Raw genomic sequence first — 18784 nt, forward strand, 5'->3', positions numbered from 1 at the left:
GAACGTATTCAGGAAAGAGATATGCTTGTGAGCGAACGTATTCAGGAAATGGGAATATTTGCAGCGGGAGCTGTTTACAGGAGGAGTAAGAATGGCAGTAATCAGACCGTTCCGGGCATTGACACCGGTGAAAGAGAAGGCAGCACTTGTGGCGGCTCTGCCCTATGATGTATATAACCGGGAGGAGGCAAGAGAGGTTGTGGAGAAGAACCCGCTGTCTTTTCTCGCCATAGACCGCGCTGAGACACAGTTCCCGGAGGAACAGGACATCTATGCGCCCTGTGTCTATGCGAAGGCCGCTTCCATGCTTCGCGAGTGGCAGGAAAGAGGCATATTCGAGGAGGACAGCAGGCCCTGCTTCTATATCTGGGAGCTGATCATGAACGGAAGGAGTCAGAAGGGACTGGTAGCGTGTTCTTCGGTAGACGATTATCTGAACAATGTGATTCGAAAGCACGAGAACACCAGAAAAGACAAGGAAAAGGACCGCTTTGATCATATCGATGCGTGCAGCGCGCAGACCGGACCGATTTTCCTCGCCTACCGGTCCCATCCGGAGATCAAAAAGCTGATCGCGCAGGAGAGCATGAAGGCGCCGGTGCTGGATTTCGTTGCTGAGGACGGTGTGATTCACAGGGTGTGGAGAATCGACAGGGATGACCAGATCGCGGCGCTGACGAAAGCGTTTGCAGCACTTGATCACACTTATATCGCCGACGGACATCACAGGGCGGCTTCCGCTGTTTCTGTATCACTGAAGAGACGGAAGGAGCATCCGGATTATACCGGAAGAGAGGAGTTTAACTATTTCCTTTCCGTGCTGTTCCCGGATGATGAGCTTCAGATCATGGATTATAACCGGGTGCTGAAGGATCTGAACGGATATGAGCCGGATGAGATTCTGGAGAAGCTGGATGAGGTCTTCCGGATCGCAGAGGCGCCGGAATCTCCGTACCGGCCTGCCAAGAAGGGTGAGATGGGTCTGTACCTGGAGGGAAAATGGTACCGCCTGCAGACACGGAAACATCTTCTGAAGACAGATCCGATAGGCTGTCTGGATGTGGAGTATCTGCAGAGGGAAGCTCTGGGACCGATCTGGAATATACAGGACCCGAGAACGGACGCGAGAATTGATTTTGTCGGAGGAATCCGGGGGCTCAGAGAGCTGGAGCGAAGATGTCATGAAGATTGTGAGGCAGCTTTTGCCCTGTATCCGACCTCAATCAGCGAGCTATTTGCTGTGGCGGACGCGGGGCTTCTGATGCCGCCAAAATCCACCTGGTTCGAGCCGAAGCTCAGAAGCGGGCTGTTCATACATAAGATTGAAAAGTGATCCGGAAAAAGAAATCAAAAACTGCCGCATAATACAGACACCGGAAGAGGGCATCTGTTTTATGCGGCAGTTTCTTGCAATCAGTTGCTCATGGATTACCAGAGCTTCCGGTAGAGCTCAATGACTTCAGGCTTAAGCGGCTGTCTCGGATTGGTTTCCGTGCAGGAGTCGTTCAGGGCAGCCTCGGCCATACTGTCGAGATGTGTCTCATATTCTTCCTTTGAAATATCCAGGATCTCGGAGAGATGCTGAGGAATTCCCATGCTCTCCGACATGTATCTCATGTAATTGCACAGAGAGTGAATGGTCATGACCGGGTTGAAGCTGGAAAGACCGAGCATCGTGGCGATGTTGCAGTAACGTTCCACGACGGGATCATCAGACAGATCCCTGTTCCTTGTGAGGTTGGATACACCGGCATTGTATTCCGTGACGATCGGAAGCAGCATGGCATTGGCGCGTCCGTGCGGAATATGAAAATGCGCGCCGAGCTGATGCGCCATCCCGTGGTTCAGACCGAGAGAGGCGGAGTTAAAGGCAAGTCCCGCCAGTGTCGCGGCCGTGTGCATCTTCTCCCGGGCGTGGGTGTCATTGTTGTCCGAATAGGAGCGGAAGAGGTACTGACCTACGATCTCAACGGCTTTTTCTGCAAGCGCGCCGGAAAAGTCGTTGTGCTTTGTGCTGACATAGGCTTCGACCGCGTGGGTGAGCACATCCATCCCGGTGTCCGCCGTTACGGATGCGGGCACGCTCCGCACCAGAACCGCGTCGAGAATCGCCTCGTCCGGAGACATATCCTCTGAGACAAGTGGAATTTTTCTCTGATGATCCGGATCGCTGATGACGGCAAAAGAGGTTACCTCGCTTCCGGTGCCGCTCGTCGTCGGAATACAGATCAGGCGGATGTGTGTTCCGCCATTCATGCTCTCCGACATTTTGCGGATGGACTTGGAGAGGTCCATGGCTGATCCTCCGCCGACGCCCACGATCGTATCACAGCCGGATTCCAGGTAGGCTCTGACGCCGGCAACGACTTTAGAGATGGGAGGATCCGGAACGACCTCGGTAAATACTTCATATGCAATGCCGCCCTTCGACAAAGGCTTTACGATGTTGCGGATCGCGTCGCTCTTAACGATGAAGGGGTCGGTTACGATAAAGACCTTCTGACTGTCGATCTGGCTCAGGCGGTCGAGTGATTTCTCGCCAAAATAGATATCCGTGAGAATATGGAAATGTTCCATGCTGCTGTCCTTTCTTTTTCTGAACCAACATGCCCCGCAAGCGGAGCGTCACAAACGGTATAAGTCCCCGTGTCACATCGCTGGTTCACCGTTCCCATGCCGCTGACAGGTGACCTGCTTCGTTGGTCTGTCGCGGAGTTCGCCCCACCGTTTCACACAATTATGATAGCACGGAGAAATGAAATGTGCAAGCAAACCACAGCCTTACGTGATAAAATTATGACTGATTTTGTTGGATTGCGAGGGAGAGGCGGAGGCTTTATGAGAAAACTGTGAATTCCGTGAATTATGGCGCCGCGGGTTTGCAAATCCATTCCAAAAAATGTAAAATATTTGGGTGTGCGGCGCAGTCTCGAAGTAGCTGTATCTGCATGTATTACACAGATATTTTTGACGGGAAAGCGGGTATTTATTCAGATGGAGATTCGATATCGGGGCCGTGAGTGGTCCGTCGGCTACAAAATATTCTGGGCGATTTACTGGATCTGCGTGTTCATTTTTCTGATGACGCAGCGCAGTGCCCTGATCGGCAGCGTAAAGATAGAGATGCGCTCCGGTGAAATACTTTTTGCGGGATTGATCGCCGCCGTGGCGGCGTCCGCCCTGATCTGTACCTTCGTCCTGCATCCCCTGGACAGGGTGGATGAGAAGGGAAAGGAGGCAAGTCTCCAGATCTGGCCCTGGCATTTTGGAATCATGCTCGCCGTGGATGTCTGGTGCTTTTTTATCATTGAGTATATCAACAACACGGAGCTGGTCGCGATGGAATGGAAGTACAGGCTTCTGAATATCGCGGGCATCCTGATCATGAACCTGATCGCATTCTTCTGGCTGAATTCGCTCAAGCGCTCTCTGATGCTGGTCTTGTCCATCTGGTCGTTTATCAGCATTGCCTTTTATTTTGTCTATCTGTTCCGGGGAGAGCCTCTGCAGCTGATCGATTTCTTCTCGCTCTCGACGGCGGCGACGGTTTCCGGATCCTATACGTATACGCTGACGAGAGGGATCGTGCTTGATCTCGTGATGTACTTCTGTGTTCTGGGACTCCTGCTTCACATGCGGAACTATGTTCTGATCCGCAGAGGAATCATCGGGAAGATTCTTATGCGCGTCGGGATCGCGGTGTTCATGTTTGGCATGTATTTTTTCTATCTGAATGTGAACTGGAACGGAGGTCTTGGAATCCTGACGGATCTGTTCGCGCCGATCAAGACCTATACCGAGTATGGAACAACCGTTGGGTTTTTCTGTGTCGCGAAATATATGAGACTTAGTCCGCCGGAGGGCTATACTGTGAGCGGAACAGAGAAGATCGCGGAGGATTTTGTAAAGACGGAGAAGAACAGCGCGGAGGAGGAAACGGCCGGGGAAAGCGATGCTTCCGGGAACAATTCGGATTCCGCGAAGAGTTCTGATTCGGGGAGCAGCGCAGATTCCGCAAAGAGCTCGGATTCGGCAAAGAGTTCGAATTCCGGGGACGGAACAGCCGCAGGGACAGAGGATGCTTCTGCGGTAAAGCCGGTGAATATCATTGCCATCATGAATGAGTCCTGGGCGGATTACAGCTATATCGGAGATCTGAAGACGAATGAGCCTGTGATGCCGTTTTATGACTCATTGAAAGAGAATACAATAAAGGGACATACGCTGGTGTGCATCACCGGTGGCGGAACGGCAAAGACGGAGTACGAATTCCTGACCGGAAATTCCGTGAAGAGATTTCCTGCCATGGTTCCGTATGTGAGCTATTTCACGCATGATCAGTACTCGATTGTCTCTACCCTGGAGGCACAGGGATATAAAACAGCGGCCATGCATCCGTACAAGGGAAGCAACTGGAATCGTGAGACCGCGTATCGTCTCCTGGGATTTGACCGTTTCTACACGCAGGATGATTTTACCGATGAGGACGATGTGGAATATGTTCACAGCCACATCAGCGATATGTCGAATTACAAGAAGATCATCCAGGTAGTCAACGAGGAAAATAAGGCGGGAAACCCGTTCTTCCTTTTTGATATCACCATGCAGAACCACGGCGGGTATACGACAGACGATGTCGATGAAACCATTACCGTTGACGGGTATGAGAATGATGTCGTGAGCCGGTTCCTCTCACTGGAAAAACTGAGCGACGACGCACTGGAGTATCTGATCGACTATTTCAAGGACTATGATGAGCCTACGCTGATTGTTATGTTTGGTGATCATTATCCGACCATGCCGGATTCGTTTACGGAATATGTGTCCGGTGAGAATTATAACTCTCTTGATCTTGAACAGCAGGAGCACTATTATGCGACACCTTTCCTGATCTGGGCGAATTATGATATCCCGGAGGAACAGAATGTGGTGACAAGCACGAACTACCTTAGTACCCTGCTTCTGGGACAGACCGGTCTGAAGATGACAGACTACAATTATTATTTGAAAGATCTTATGACCAGAATACCGGCGCTGAATCACATGGGCTATGAGGATGCAGACGGAAACTGGCATACCTGGTCCGGCGGAAGTGAGAAGGATCTGATGGATGAGTGGCAGTACGAGTGCCTGCAGTACAATGAGCTGGCGGAGAAACGGAACCGGCTTGACTGGTTCTTTTCACTGACCAGCGATTCATAAGACAGGATAGCCAGCGATTCGTAAGACAGGATTGACTTGTGAAAAGGAACGGAATACGTTATGATGTGTAGCGACTGACGCTGGGTATAACAGTCCAATAGAAAGGAATTTGATATGATAGCTGCGAACAACGTAACACTGAGAGTGGGGAAGAAGGCTCTTTTCGAGAACGTAAACATCAAGTTTACGGAAGGCAACTGTTATGGGGTAATCGGCGCTAACGGTGCCGGAAAATCGACATTTCTGAAGATTCTCTCCGGTCAGCTGGAGCCGACGAACGGGGACGTCACGATTACGCCGGGACAGAGGCTTTCTTTCCTGGAGCAGGATCACTTTAAGTATGACGATCAGCCGGTTCTCGATACGGTCATCCAGGGAAACGGAAGACTTTATGAGATCATGAAGGAGAAGGACGCGCTATACGCGAAGCCGGATTTCACGGATGAAGACGGCATCAAGGCCAGTGAGCTTGAGGCGGAGTTTGCCGAGATGAACGGATGGGACGCGGAGACAGACGCAGAGCAGCTGCTGAACGGACTCGGAATCGAGACGGATCTCCATTACGCGCAGATGGGAACGCTGGACGGCCCGCAGAAGGTAAAGGTGCTTCTGGCGCGCGCCCTTTTCGGGAACCCGGATATTCTGCTTCTCGATGAGCCGACGAACCATCTGGATCTGGACGCTATCGACTGGCTGGAGGAGTTCCTGATCAATTTCGAGAATACCGTCATCGTTGTGTCTCATGACCGGTATTTCCTGAATAAGGTCTGCACAAACATCGCGGATATCGATTACGGCAAGATTCAGCTCTATGCCGGAAACTACGATTTCTGGTTCGAGTCCAGCAACCTCCTGCTGCAGCAGAAGAAGGAAGCGAACAAGAAAAAGGAAGAGAAGATCAAGGAGCTGCAGGAATTTATTTCCCGATTTGCGGCGAATGCCTCGAAATCGAAGCAGGCGACTTCCCGTAAGAAGGCGCTGGAGAAGATTCAGCTGGACGACATCAAGCCATCCAGCCGGAAATATCCCTATATTGATTTCCGTCCGAACCGAGAGATCGGGAATGAGGTTCTGGAGGTTCACAACATCAGCAAGACCATCGACGGTGTGAAGGTACTGGACGATGTCTCGTTCACGCTCAGAAGAGAAGATAAGGTCGCTTTTGTCGGCTCCAACGAGCAGGCCGCGACGGAGCTGTTCAAGATCATTGCCGGTGAAGATGAGGCGGACGAGGGATATTATAAGTGGGGCGTAACCACGTCACAGGCATTTTTCCCGAAGGACTATACGGAGGAATTCGACTCCGATCTGACGATCGCGGAGTGGCTGACCCAGTATTCGGAGATCAAGGACGCAACCTATGTGCGCGGATTCCTCGGAAGAATGCTCTTCGCCGGAGATGACGGTGTCAAGAAGGTAAGGGTTCTGTCCGGAGGCGAGAAGGTCAGATGCCTTCTGTCGAAGATGATGATTTCGGGCGCGAATGTGCTCGTTCTGGATCAGCCGACCAACCATCTGGATATGGAGTCGATTCAGGCGCTGAATAACGGTCTGATCAAGTTCCCGGGTGTGCTGCTGTTTACCTGTCACGACCATCAGTTTGTGCAGACGACGGCAAACCGCATCATGGAATTCCGGCATGACGGGACGCTGATCGATAAGGTGACAACGTATGATGAGTATCTGGCAGCGGATGCGGACGCGAGAAAGCGCTCGGTATATACGCTGACAGAGGAAGATAACTGATTCTCATGGCGTGAATTGCACAGCTCTGATTTACGCGAACAGTGAGCCGCAGCCGAATGCGAAGTATTCGTGTGCGGCGAGCGTCACGATAGCGAGATAAAACTCGCACAGCGTGTTTTATCTCGTTGACAGTTCTGATTGATAGATTTTGCAGAAAGAGTTAATGAGAAAAAGGCGTTGTGAGTTAAAAAGATTCTTCGCAGAAGATGATAGAAGAATGATAGAAAGAGGTGGAGGAGATGGAGAATAACAACCACCCGGTCCTGGTCATTATGGCAGCGGGTATGGGCAGCCGGTACGGCGGCTTGAAGCAGATGGACCCTATGGATGAGAGGGGACATCTGATCATTGATTATTCAATTTATGATGCGGTACAGGCTGGTTTCCGGGAAATTATTTTCGTCATCAAGGAGGAAAATAAGCAGATCTTCCAGGAGAGAATCGGAGACCGGATCAGCAGCAGGGTGAAGGTCAGCTATGCCTTCCAGAGACTGAACGATCTGCCGGCGGGCTATCATGTGCCGGAGGGGCGTGTGAAACCCTGGGGGACGGGACACGCCGTTCTGTCATGTTTTTTTGCGGTTCACGGATCTCCGTTCGCGGTGATCAACGCGGATGACTATTACGGGAGAGACGCGTTTCGTAAGATGTATGATTACCTGGCGAACAACGGCGATGATACGAAGTACCGCTACGCGATGGTCGGATATCAGCTGAAGAATACTGTGACAGAAAACGGATATGTCTCCCGCGGAATCTGTGAGGTGAATGACCGGGAGGAGCTCGTGGGGATTCACGAGCGCACACGAATCGAGAAGCATTCGTCCGGGATCGAATACACCGAGGATGACGGGAAGACCTGGACACCCCTTGCGGATGACACGGTGGTCTCCATGAATATGTGGGGCTTCAACTACAGCATCATGAATGAGCTCCTCGCGCGTTTCCCGGCGTTCCTTGACCGGACATTGAAGGAGAATCCGCTGAAGGGAGAGTATTTCCTTCCCTCGGTTGTCGCGGATCTTCTGGCCGAAGACAAGGCGGCGGTGAAGGTAATGACGACGCCGGACAAGTGGTACGGCGTGACCTATAAGGAGGATAAGCCGGTGGTGACCGCCGCGCTGAAGAAGATGACGGAGGATGGAATATACCCGCCGGAGCTTCTGGACGGCGGCGCGCATTGTTGAAACAGCTATCCGTTCGCGATACAATAGAACTGTCCGAAGTGCTGACGCACGTCGGGCAGCTCTTGTTTTTTTACGCGAACAGTGAGCCGCAGCCGAATGCGAAGTATTCGTGTGCGGCGAGCGTCGCGATAGCGAGATAAAACTCGCGCAGCGTGTTTTATCTCGTTTGAACAATTCCAGAGTGATCATATTCTGAAAAATATTTTCCGGAGGACCACAGATTGTTTACGAAGATGAAAAACTCGTCGATCGGCTTCTTTGCCGTCTTTTTCCTTATGCTTGCGGCGGCGGGCGCGCTTCTTGGCAGCAGCTTTTTTCCGTTTTTCAGGTGGTATCTGCTGCTTCTGATCATCGGGGCCGGATTTTTTCCGCTGACCAGAATTCTGTTCGCGGCATTTCGTGACGGTGGATGGCTGTTCTCCAGGGTGATCGGGCTCGCGGCAGGCGGATATGCGGTCTGGGTTCTCGGGCTTGCGGATATTCTCCGGTTTACCGGCCGCAGGGCGCTGGTTGTCACGCTGATCTTTATCGGCGTGTGCTGGGTACTGTTCATGCTGAAGCCTGTGAAGAAAAAGATGGACATTAATCTGATCATTGCGGAGGAGGTGCTGTTCTTCGGACTCTTCGTGTTCTGGGCTTATCTCATCGGCTTCCGGCCGCAGGCAAGCGGAACGGAGAAGTTCATGGATTACGGCTTTATGGCCGCAATGTATCGAAGTACATCCCTCCCCGCGAAAGACATCTGGTATGGAACAGATGCCATCAACTATTATTACGGCGGGCAGTATTTCGGTGTCTATCTGGGAAAAATGTGCGGCGTCGGCGTTTCTTATGCCTACAATGTTTACCGCGCGATGATCGCCGCCCTTGGATTTGTGCTTCCGTTCTCCATCGTGCGCCAGATGGTGTTTGACCGCATGGAGGATCGTCCGCATGCCGGAGCGTGGGCTGCGGCAGGAGGTCTGATCGGCGGCGCGGCGGTTTCACTTGCCGGAAACGGCCACTATGTGATATACGGAATTTTCGGGAAGCCGCTCGGACTCCCGATGCCGGATGGCAGGGATTATTACTGGTTTGCCGACTCAACGCGCTACATCGGATACAATCCGGTGAATACCGCTGACCGGACCATTCACGAGTTTCCCTCCTACTCATTCGTTCTCGGAGACGTTCACGCGCACATGTGCAACATCATTTTTGTGCTGACGGTGGTGGCGCTCCTCTATGCCTGGATCTGCATCGGACGGGAGGACTGCACCGGACGGGCCGGACGGGAGAACTGTACTGGACGGGAGAGAAGATATCTCCCGGACGCGAGATTTCTGTCGGCATCAGCCCTGATCGGCATGTTCCAGTGGACGAATTTCTGGGATTATGTCATATATTTTACCGTTGCCTTTTTCTGCATAATCTTCCGCGCTCTGAACAGCAGCTGCCGGAGCCGGAAGAAAAGGACTGTATCGGTCGTGTATCACACCGCAGTGCTGGCAGTGTTATCAACGGTGACCTCGCTTCCCTTCCGTCTTCAGTTCCAGTCGCCGGTTTCCGGCGTGGCGTTCTGCCGGACCCATACGCCGCTGTATCAGCTGCTGATTCTGTGGGGATTCCCCTTTGTAGTCTTTCTGCTGCTGATTGTCACTGTAGTCGGGAATTACAGGAAAAAAATGCCGGGTGCGATCAGTGGAGGCAGGAACGGAAGAGAAGGGGCCGCGGAGGACACCGGTGAAAAAACCGGGTATTTTCGAACAACGCCGCTGCCGGATCATTTCGCGCTGATTCTCGGACTGTGTGCCTTCGGTCTTGTGCTCGTGCCGGAAATCGTGTATGTCAGGGACATCTACGAGTCCAGCGGATATCCGAGGTCCAATACGATGTTCAAGATGACCTATCAGGCGTTTATACTCTACGGGATGATGATGGCGTATGCCGTCATCTGTTTTCTGGCTTCCAGACAGAGGCTGCGCCGGATTGCAGGAATTGCTGCTGCGGCGTTTTTCGGACTGACGCTCGGGTACTTCCCTGTATCGGTGCGTCAGTTTACCGGAAATATTTTCCATTATGATAATTATCAGGGTCTGGATGCCACATCATTTCTGGAGAGCGCCTATCCGGCTGACGCGGGAGCAATCCGGTGGCTGAATGAGAACGTTCCGGGGCAGCCGGTCGTCCTGGAAGCGGACGGAGACAGCTACAGCACCGCGTGCCGGGTATCGGCGATGACCGGACTTCCGACCGTGCTCGGCTGGTATGTCCATGAATGGCTGTGGCGGAGCGATCCGGAGGACCTGAATCAGAGGTCCGCGGATATCAAGACGATTTATACCTCAGATGACGCAGAAGAGGTCCGAAGCCTGATTGAAAAGTATGGAGTCTCTTATATTTTCGTGGGAAGCGAGGAATACGCGAAGTACGGAACCGTGAATACGGAGGGCATCGCAGAGCTTGGCGAGGTCGTATACAGCAGCAATGGTACATTTATCGTGAAAACAGCTGAGGGATAAGAATGGATCTGTTCGATTACATGAAGGAAAAAAACATGGAGAAGGAAGCGCCTCTGGCATCCCGGATGAGGCCGGAACGGCTGGACGAGGTGGTGGGTCAGGAACATATCATCGGGAAGGGAAAGCTTCTCTACCGCGCCATCATGGCGGACAAGCTGAGCTCGCTGATTTTATACGGACCGCCCGGAACGGGAAAAACAACGCTTGCCCATGTCATTGCGAATACGACGAGCGCGGAGTTTGTGCAGCTGAATGCGACCGCGTCCGGGAAGAAAGATATGGAAGACGCGATACGGGCGGCACAGGATCGCCGGGGAATGTACGGCAGAAAGACGATTCTGTTCATCGATGAGATTCACCGGTTCAACAAGGGGCAGCAGGACTACCTTCTTCCGTATGTAGAGGACGGCACGGTTATTCTGATCGGCGCCACGACGGAGAATCCCTATTTTGAGGTGAATTCTGCCCTGATCTCAAGGTCTGTGGTCTTTGAGCTGAAGCCGCTGTCGACGGAGAACATCCGCGAGCTTCTGAACAGAGCGGTGACCGATCCGGTCAAAGGAATGGGCAGTTATCATGCCGTTCTGGAGCCGGACGCCTGTGAGTTCCTCGCGGACATTGCGGGCGGTGACGCCAGAGAGGCGCTGAATGCGATAGAACTGGGAATTCTGACGACTGAGCCGTCGCCGGAGGACGGGAAAATCCACATCGATCTGGAGACTGCCTCGCAGTGCATTCAGAAGAGAGTGGTTCGCTATGACAAGGCGGGAGACCAGCATTACGACACGATATCTGCCTTTATTAAAAGCATGAGGGGATCGGATCCGGACGCTGCCGTTTACTATCTTGCAAAAATGCTCTACGCGGGGGAGGATGTAAAATTCATCGCGAGAAGAATCATGATCTGCGCATCGGAGGATGTCGGCAATGCGGATCCCATGGCCATGGTAGTGGCTGCGTCTGCGGCGCAGGAGGTGGAACGTGTGGGGATGCCGGAATCCCAGCTCATCCTCGCCCAGGCTGCGATTTATGTGGCCGGAGCGCCGAAAAGCAATGCCTGCACAGAGGCGGTTTTCGAGGCGATGGAATCAGTGCGGAAGAAGCAGACGACGGTGCCCGTTCATCTGCAGGACGCACATTATAAAAGCCATGAGCAGCTCGGCCATGGCATCGGTTACAAATATGCGCACGACTATCCGAACCACTATGTAGAACAGCAATACCTGCCGGACGAGATAAAGGATGCGGTATTCTATCATCCGACCGGAAACGGTTATGAAGAGAAGATCAGAGAGTATTTTGAAAAAATCGGACGGGAGAAAAATCTGAAGTAACCGGGATCTCCGGATTTCCCTCCATATCGGCGTCACATGAGAATCTTCATGATGATCACCGGTGTCACATGAGAATCTTTATGATGACCGCCGGTGTCACATGCGTATCCTCATGCTGGACATCGGAGTCACATAAGAATCTTCATGATCGCCGCGTAGGTTTCCTGGCTCTTCTTCTTCCAGTTTTCCGAAAGCGTCCGTGCGGCCTCCTCGGTGGGAACCGTGAACTTCAGCTCGATGAGCGTCTGTTTTCCTTCCTTGACCATACAGTTCACGGTATAGTCCTGGTTGGAATTGCGGAAATAATCGGCAAGAGTCGATGATTCGTTGCGCATCTCATAGGAGTGCAGAACCAGATAATTGGCGATTTCCCGGCGAATTTCCGGCGGGATTTCATTTCTGAAGTATTCCAGTGTCTGTTTCCCCTGATCGGTCATGCGGTAATAGGTCGTGTGATTGGTGGTCTCGATTTCGAGGAGACCGGTATCAATCATTTCGGACAGGACCTCCTGAAGATGAAAATAGGAGGTATATTTGCGGCTCAGGATCAGATCGGAGATCTGGGCGTTGGTGAGCGGAAAGGTGACCTTTCCGAGCATGAACAGTATGATAAGCTTATACAGTGATGTACCGGATTCCAGCATAGGTAAAACTCCTGACTTTCTTCGGAATTAAAATTTTAAAGGCTGCAGCTTCGGGGTATAAAGGCCCGGGATTTTAAGGTCTCGGGATTTTAAAGCATTAAGCAAGAACTTTTTTGGACTCGGATGCCTCACTGATATCCGGTGGATATCATAGGAAGATGCTGCTGGACCGCTTTCATCTCATTCCGGGATTCAGCGGGACGCTGGCATCACAGGTGTGCGCGTCTGCCGGGCCAGATGATGCGCCCGACAGGCAGAATCATGAGTCTGTCATGAAGTATAACATATTGGCTTTTGTCCGGCAAATATCTGCTTGTTTTTTTCGGACAGTATTAGTATGATAAGCATTGACGTAATGACAGACTGTTTGACGGTGAGACAGCCTGGATGGGACTGGCAGAATGAACCAGTCGGCAAAGCGCTGACAGATAGATAACAGATAGATAAGATATAAGGAGAAATGAATTATGGCAAAGAAACCTACTGTTCTGATGATCCTCGATGGCTACGGTGAGAATCCGGTTTGCGAGCACAATGCGATCTGTGAGGCGAGAACACCGGTGATGGATCAGCTGAAGAGCCAGTGCCCGTATGTTCAGGGACAGGCAAGCGGCCATTATGTAGGGCTTCCGGACGGACAGATGGGAAATTCCGAGGTTGGACATATGAATATGGGTGCCGGCCGTATTGTGTATCAGGATCTGACCCGGATCACAAAGGCAATTAATGACGGCGATTTCTTCCGGAACGAGGAGCTTCTGCTTGCGATCAGCAACGCAAAGAAGAACAACGGAGATCTTCATCTCTGGGGCCTTCTTTCCGATGGCGGTGTGCACAGCCATATTACACATCTGTATGCGCTCCTTGAGCTGTGCAAGAAGGAAAATTTTGACCGGGTTTATGTGCATTGTTTCCTGGACGGACGTGACACGCCGCCGACCTCAGGAATCGAATATATTCGTCAATTGATGGACAAGATGAGAGAGATCGGAGTCGGAAGGATCGGTGTCATTTCCGGACGTTACTATGCGATGGACCGTGATACGAACTGGGATCGCGTGGAGAAGGCATATGACGCTCTGACAAAGGGAGAGGGCGTCGATGGCGGAACAGATCCGCTTCGCGCGATGCAGGCTTCCTATGACAAGGAGATCACGGATGAGTTTGTGATTCCAACGGTCATGAAGAACGAAGACGGGACTCCTGTTGCAACGGTAAAGGAAGGGGACAGTGTGATCTTCTTCAACTTCCGCCCCGACCGCGCGAGAGAGCTTACGAGAGCCTTCTGCGACCCGGATTTCAAGGGGTTTGAGAGAAAGAGAATCGAGAATCTTACCTTTGTGTGCTTCAAGGATTATGATGAGACCATCCCGAACAAGTACATTGCTTTTAAGAACGAGAAACTCACAAATACGTTCGGGGAGTGGCTCGCGAAGAAGGGGATGAAGCAGGCCAGAATCGCTGAAACTGAGAAATACGCGCATGTCACCTTCTTCTTTAACGGAGGCGTTGAGGAGCCGAATGAAGGAGAGGATCGTTTCCTGATCCCTTCTCCGAAGGTAGCTACCTACGACCTTCAGCCGGAAATGAGCGCGCCGAAGGTGTGCGATAAGCTCTGTGAGGCGATCCGTTCTCAGAAGTATGATGTGATTATCATCAATTTCGCGAACCCGGATATGGTCGGCCATACCGGAGTCGAGGCTGCTGCGATCAAGGCGATCGAAGCGGTCGATGAGTGCGTCGGGAGAGCAGTAGAGGCTCTGAAGGAGGTCGACGGACAGATGTTCATCACCGCAGACCACGGAAATGCAGAGCTGATGGTGGATCCCGCTACAGGAGAGCCGTGGACTGCTCATACCACAAATCCGGTTCCGTTCCTGCTTGTGAACTGTGATCCCGCCTACACCCTCAGAGAAGGCGGAGCGCTCTGTGACATTGTTCCGACGCTGATTGAGCTGATGGGTATGGAGAAGCCGGCGGAGATGACCGGGAAGTCTCTTCTTGTCAGAAAATAAAGAGTTTGTATGTGGCGCTGTATACTCCATACGGTAAACCGGGCGTCATCATAAGTATAAAGTCAGATGGAAAGACAGCGTGGTCTTTACCCCTGGAGGGGAAGGTCACGCTGTCTGTTTTGATATGCGTAATTCGTGTCCGCCGGACGGCGTGAGGTGAGTCTTGACTACAGAAACAGCAGAGGCTATAATCTTGAACGTTCAGAGATCGTTCCTGCGATGAGATGAACAGATAACAATGCACCGCGTGAAAGTGCAGATGAAAGTGCTGTGTATAGCGCTGTTTATCGCATAGATGAAAGCACAGCATATGAAAGCACTGCAGCGTATGCTCTGTTATAAAGGAAGGAAATTAGTAGAGATTTTTAAGGAAGAGAGGAAGAAGAAATGATGAAAAAAGCAATGGCTCTTTTACTGACTGCCGGCATGACACTGTCGCTGGCAGCATGTGGTTCTGCAGCAGGCAGTTCCAGTTCCTCGGAAGCGGCATCCGCTTCCGGATCATCAGCAGAAAGTACAACGGAAGCGGCAGCATCTGTGAGCGCCTCTTCGTACGGCGACATCAAGACCGTCACCTCCGGAGAGCTCCATATGGCGACGAATGCTGCGTTCCCGCCCTATGAGACGACGGATGATAATGGCGGCTATACCGGTATCGATGTAGATATCGCTGCAGAGATCGCAAAAGAGCTTGGCCTGAAGCTGGTTGTCGATGATATGGATTTCTCCTCTGTCATCACATCGGTTCAGTCCGGCAAGGAAGATATCGCAATGGCGGGAATCACGGTTAATGAAGAGAGAAAGAAGAACGTGGATTTCACTGACAGCTATGCGAAGGGCGTTCAGTCCATCATCGTTCCGGAGGATTCTGATATCAAATCGGTTGATGATCTTTCCAATGACAAGATGATCGGATGCCAGGAGGGAACCACCGGTTATATCTATGCTTCTGATACACCGGAAAACGGAGGCTTCGGTGAGGACCATGTCGTTGCGTATACGAACGGAGCCATGGCGATTCAGGCTCTGCTCGGTGGGAAAATCGATGCCGTGATCATCGATAATGAGCCGGCGAAGGCGTTTGTAGCGCAGAACAAGGGACTGAAGCTTCTGGATACCGACTATGTGAGCGAGGATTACGCCATCGGAGTCAGCAAGGACAATCCTGCGCTTCGTGACGCCATCAACAGCATTCTGAAGAAGCTGATCGCAGACGGAACCGTACAGTCCATTATCGACAAATACATTAATACAGATTCCTCCTCTGAGGCGGTAAGCTCTTCCTCCGCTTCCGTGAGCACGAGCTCAGCAGCCACTGCCGGCTGATAGCGGTGATTTCGAGGCTTTCAGCCCTTCATTTGACAGGAAATGTGGAGAATGAAGAGACTGCCCTGACGGAGATAAAGAAAATGTCCGGACGGAAATGAGGGAAGCACCCGCATGGAGAAGCTTGTCCGGATGGGAGAATTGACAGACGGGCTTACAGAATTGAATTATTGGCGGGATGGGCTTGCACCATCCCGTTTTTTTTAGTAATATATGAATAATTATGCATGTCTCTGTGTTGCATGATGAATTTCAAGTCGGGAGGAAAAAGCAGTGGCAGAATTTTGGGCCGGTGTGCGCGACAATTTCTATCAGAGCTTTGTGGCGGCTGACAGATGGAAACGTTATCTGGATGGATTGAGGGTTTCCATTATTGTGACGCTTGGCGCGCTGGCGATCGGTATCATACTCGGGATCCTGGTCGCGGTTGTGCGTACCATGCACGATCAGCAGAAAATCGGAAAGGTCAGCGGAGGACTGAAAGTTCTGAACATTATCTGTGAGGTATACACGACGGTGATTCGCGGAACCCCGATGATGGTTCAGCTTCTGATTATGGGATTTGTTATTTTTGCGGCGAGCCGGAACCTTGTGGGAGTTGCCATCCTTGCTCTTGGCATCAACTCGGGAGCCTATGTATCCGAGATCATCCGGAGCGGTATCATGTCCATCGATCCGGGGCAGATGGAAGCGGGACGGTCGCTTGGAATGGGCTATACCACGGTAATGAAGGACATCATTATCCCGCAGGCGGTCAAGAATATCCTCCCTGCGCTCGGCAATGAGCTGATCACACTGTTTAAGGATACATCCCTGGTAACGGTCATTGGACTTACGGATTTGACGAAGGTTGCGATGCAGATCCAGGCGAAGACCTATCAGGCCTTTATGCCCTTAATCGGAATTGCCCTCATGTACCTGGTGGTTGTCATGATTCTCACCTGGCTTCTGGGAATCCTTGAGAGGAGGATGCGTAAAAGTGACAGACGCTAAAGCACTGATCCAGGTCGAGCACCTGGTCAAAAAATTCGGTGACAATACGGTTTTAAATGATATTTCGGATCATATCTCGGAGGGCGAGAAGGTCGTGATCATCGGTCCGTCCGGATCGGGAAAATCCACTTTTCTGCGATGCCTGAATCTTCTGGAGATCCCGACGTCCGGAAAAATCATCTTTGACGGAACGGACATCACGTCGGACAAGACGGATATCAATCAGATGCGTCAGCAGATGGGAATGGTATTCCAGCATTTTAATCTCTTTCCGAACAAAACCGTCAGGAGAAACATCACCCTCGCTCCGGTGCGTACGGGACGTATGAATCAGGCCGAGGCGGATGCCGAGGCAGAGAAGCTGCTTGAACGGGTCGGGCTTCTGGATAAGGCGGATGCCTATCCTTCCAGTCTGTCAGGCGGACAGAAGCAGCGAATTGCGATTGTGCGGGCACTCGCCATGCACCCGAAGGTGATGCTTTTCGATGAGCCGACATCTGCTCTTGATCCGGAGATGGTAGGAGAGGTTCTGAATGTAATGAAGGAACTGGCAGATGACGGAATGACGATGGCAGTGGTTACGCATGAGATGGGCTTCGCCCGAGAGGTGGCGGACCGCGTCATGTTTGTGGCGGATGGCATCATCATGGAACAGGGAACCCCGGATGAGATCTTCAATCATCCGAAGGCGGGAAGGCTGCAGGATTTTCTCTCAAAGGTTCTCTGAGAAGAATTGACTGACGGTGTGCTCATGATAAGTGCCTGAGACAGAGACAGAAAATCGGACGGATGGGATTCCGGAGACAGCAGAGCGGCGGAAACGGCTTTATTTACGCGAACAGTGAGCCGCAGCCGAATGCGAAGTATTCGTGTGCGGCGAGGGCCGCGATAGCGAGATAAAACTCGCATAGCGTGTTTTATCTCGTTCATTGAATGGCGAAGACACGCGGCACAGATGCATACTGAGGCAGAGAAACAGGGAGAAGGCGCATGAAATTTGTGGTACAGAGAGTCACAGAGGCAAGGGTTCAGGTGGACGGCAGAACGACCGGTGAGATCGGGAAGGGATTTCTGGTACTGATCGGCGTCGGCGAAAGCGACACGGAGGAAATCGCCGACAAATATCTGAAGAAGCTGATCGGGCTGCGTATTTTTGAGGACAGTCAGGGCAAGACGAACCTTTCCCTTCAGGATGTCGGAGGAGAACTGCTTCTGGTATCCCAGTTCACCCTGTACGCGAACTGCAGAAAGGGAAACCGGCCGAGCTTCCTGGAAGCCGGAAATCCGGATAAGGCAAATGCGCTCTACGAGTACATCATACGGAAGGCCAGAGAACAGGTACCGGTGGTTCAGACGGGTATTTTCGGTGCGGATATGAAGGTCTCGCTGGTAAATGACGGTCCGTTTACGATCATTCTGGAGGATCTGTAGAGAAAGAAGCTGCCGAAATGCGCGGAATTCATGAATCAGGCTGCGTAATTCATGAAATTAGCGGGTTGAATTTCCTGAATAGGTATGCTAATATCATATTCGTGAGTTTTTTGGTTAGAAACAGGAGGGTTTGTTTTGGTTATTCTTCGCACTGTACTGACAGTTCTGTTTGCAATAGATTCCGTAGCGCTGATCATTGTCGTACTCATGCAGCAGGGCAAGGACAGAGGTCTTGGCGCGATCGCCGGTATGGCAACGACCTCTGATACGTACTGGAGCAAGAACAAGGGCCGTTCAAAGGAGGGCAATCTGATCCGTCTGACAAGGATCATGGCGATTGTCTTTGTCGGACTTGCGGTTGTTCTGAATATGAGCTTCTGATGAATAAGACATAGTAGGGCTGTT

At 51.8% G+C, this 18784-nt stretch carries 14 protein-coding genes; 12 read left to right on the forward strand and 2 right to left on the reverse strand.

Features of this window, described 5'->3' with window-relative positions; translation table 11 throughout:
* Positions 1-91 precede the first annotated feature (91 nt).
* Positions 92-1333, forward strand: a complete 1242-nt coding sequence (locus ACTQ3A_RS03470) for a DUF1015 domain-containing protein (protein WP_441494054.1) — start codon at positions 92-94, stop codon at positions 1331-1333.
* Between the two features lie 95 nt (positions 1334-1428).
* Here the strand turns inward: ACTQ3A_RS03470 and ACTQ3A_RS03475 are convergent, their stop codons facing one another.
* Positions 1429-2577: a 1-propanol dehydrogenase PduQ gene (locus ACTQ3A_RS03475; RefSeq protein ID WP_441494055.1), complete on the reverse strand. Its 1149-nt coding sequence runs from the start codon at positions 2575-2577 to the stop codon at positions 1429-1431.
* A 417-nt stretch (positions 2578-2994) separates the two neighbouring features.
* Here ACTQ3A_RS03475 and ACTQ3A_RS03480 point away from each other — a divergent pair, with 417 nt between their 5' ends.
* The 5 genes from ACTQ3A_RS03480 (at position 2995) to ACTQ3A_RS03500 (ending at position 11970) form a co-directional block, all read left to right on the forward strand.
* Positions 2995-5202, forward strand: coding sequence for an LTA synthase family protein (locus tag ACTQ3A_RS03480; protein ID WP_441494056.1), 2208 nt, complete (start codon positions 2995-2997; stop codon positions 5200-5202).
* A gap of 114 nt (positions 5203-5316) precedes the next feature.
* Positions 5317-6948 (forward strand): ABC-F family ATP-binding cassette domain-containing protein, encoded by a 1632-nt coding sequence (locus ACTQ3A_RS03485; RefSeq protein WP_441101182.1) that lies wholly within the window; start codon positions 5317-5319, stop codon positions 6946-6948.
* 239 nt (positions 6949-7187) lie between these two features.
* Positions 7188-8135, forward strand: coding sequence for a sugar phosphate nucleotidyltransferase (locus tag ACTQ3A_RS03490; RefSeq protein WP_441494057.1), 948 nt, complete (start codon positions 7188-7190; stop codon positions 8133-8135).
* A gap of 221 nt (positions 8136-8356) precedes the next feature.
* Positions 8357-10636, forward strand: a complete 2280-nt coding sequence (locus ACTQ3A_RS03495) for a DUF2298 domain-containing protein (protein ID WP_441494058.1) — start codon at positions 8357-8359, stop codon at positions 10634-10636.
* Between the two features lie 2 nt (positions 10637-10638).
* On the forward strand, positions 10639-11970 hold the full coding sequence (locus ACTQ3A_RS03500) for a replication-associated recombination protein A (protein ID WP_441101185.1): 1332 nt from the start codon (positions 10639-10641) through the stop codon (positions 11968-11970).
* Positions 11971-12098: 128 nt separating this feature from the next.
* Here the strand turns inward: ACTQ3A_RS03500 and ACTQ3A_RS03505 are convergent, their stop codons facing one another.
* A complete protein-coding gene (locus ACTQ3A_RS03505; protein ID WP_441101186.1) occupies positions 12099-12614 on the reverse strand; it encodes a DUF4364 family protein in 516 nt (171 codons plus the stop codon).
* 467 nt (positions 12615-13081) lie between these two features.
* Here ACTQ3A_RS03505 and gpmI point away from each other — a divergent pair, with 467 nt between their 5' ends.
* The 6 genes from gpmI (at position 13082) to secG (ending at position 18760) form a co-directional block, all read left to right on the forward strand.
* Positions 13082-14629 carry a 2,3-bisphosphoglycerate-independent phosphoglycerate mutase gene (gene gpmI, locus ACTQ3A_RS03510; RefSeq protein WP_441494059.1) on the forward strand — a complete coding sequence of 516 codons (1548 nt, stop codon included), beginning with the start codon at positions 13082-13084 and terminating at the stop codon, positions 14627-14629.
* Between the two features lie 387 nt (positions 14630-15016).
* The gene (locus ACTQ3A_RS03515) at positions 15017-15955 is read left to right on the forward strand and encodes an ABC transporter substrate-binding protein (RefSeq protein ID WP_441494060.1); all 939 of its coding nucleotides are present in this window, start codon (positions 15017-15019) and stop codon (positions 15953-15955) included.
* A 273-nt stretch (positions 15956-16228) separates the two neighbouring features.
* The gene (locus tag ACTQ3A_RS03520; RefSeq protein ID WP_441101189.1) at positions 16229-16948 is read left to right on the forward strand and encodes an amino acid ABC transporter permease; all 720 of its coding nucleotides are present in this window, start codon (positions 16229-16231) and stop codon (positions 16946-16948) included.
* Positions 16935-17675, forward strand: a complete 741-nt coding sequence (locus ACTQ3A_RS03525) for an amino acid ABC transporter ATP-binding protein (RefSeq protein WP_441101190.1) — start codon at positions 16935-16937, stop codon at positions 17673-17675. Before ACTQ3A_RS03520 ends, ACTQ3A_RS03525 begins: the two co-directional genes overlap by 14 nt.
* 263 nt (positions 17676-17938) lie before the next feature.
* Complete coding sequence (dtd, locus tag ACTQ3A_RS03530) at positions 17939-18379, forward strand: D-aminoacyl-tRNA deacylase (protein ID WP_441101191.1); 441 nt, start codon at positions 17939-17941, stop codon at positions 18377-18379.
* A 135-nt stretch (positions 18380-18514) separates the two neighbouring features.
* Entirely contained in the window at positions 18515-18760 is a 246-nt protein-coding gene (secG, locus tag ACTQ3A_RS03535) for a preprotein translocase subunit SecG (RefSeq protein WP_441101192.1), read from the forward strand.
* Positions 18761-18784 lie beyond the last annotated feature (24 nt).

It is taken from the genome of Bilifractor sp. LCP21S3_F8 (assembly GCF_052117805.1).
Classification (GTDB): domain Bacteria; phylum Bacillota; class Clostridia; order Lachnospirales; family Lachnospiraceae; genus Bilifractor.